This is a genomic window from Streptomyces adelaidensis, from assembly GCF_016598475.1.
Lineage (GTDB): Bacteria > Actinomycetota > Actinomycetes > Streptomycetales > Streptomycetaceae > Streptomyces > Streptomyces adelaidensis.
Genome location: NZ_JAEMUX010000318.1, coordinates 1 through 392 on the forward strand (window position 1 = coordinate 1; position 392 = coordinate 392).

Consider the following 392-nt stretch of genomic DNA (forward strand, 5'->3'; position numbering starts at 1 on the left):
GCCCTGCAGGCCGGTGTCCTCAAGGGTGAGGTCAAGGACGTCCTGCTCCTCGACGTCACCCCGCTGTCCCTGGGTATCGAGACCAAGGGCGGCATCATGACCAAGCTGATCGAGCGGAACACGACGATCCCGACCAAGCGGTCCGAGATCTTCACCACCGCCGAGGACAACCAGCCGTCCGTCCAGATCCAGGTCTTCCAGGGCGAGCGCGAGATCGCGGCGTACAACAAGAAGCTCGGCATGTTCGAGCTGACCGGCCTGCCGCCCGCCCCGCGCGGTGTCCCGCAGATCGAGGTCGCCTTCGACATCGACGCCAACGGCATCATGCATGTCACGGCGAAGGACCTCGGCACCGGCAAGGAGCAGAAGATGACCGTCACCGGCGGCTCCTC

At 65.6% G+C, this 392-nt stretch carries 1 protein-coding gene; it reads left to right on the forward strand.

The window, feature by feature from the left end; translation table 11 throughout:
* Positions 1-392, forward strand: a 392-nt coding sequence (locus I8N67_RS42040) for an Hsp70 family protein (protein ID WP_200309694.1), incomplete at both ends; no start/stop codon positions are given.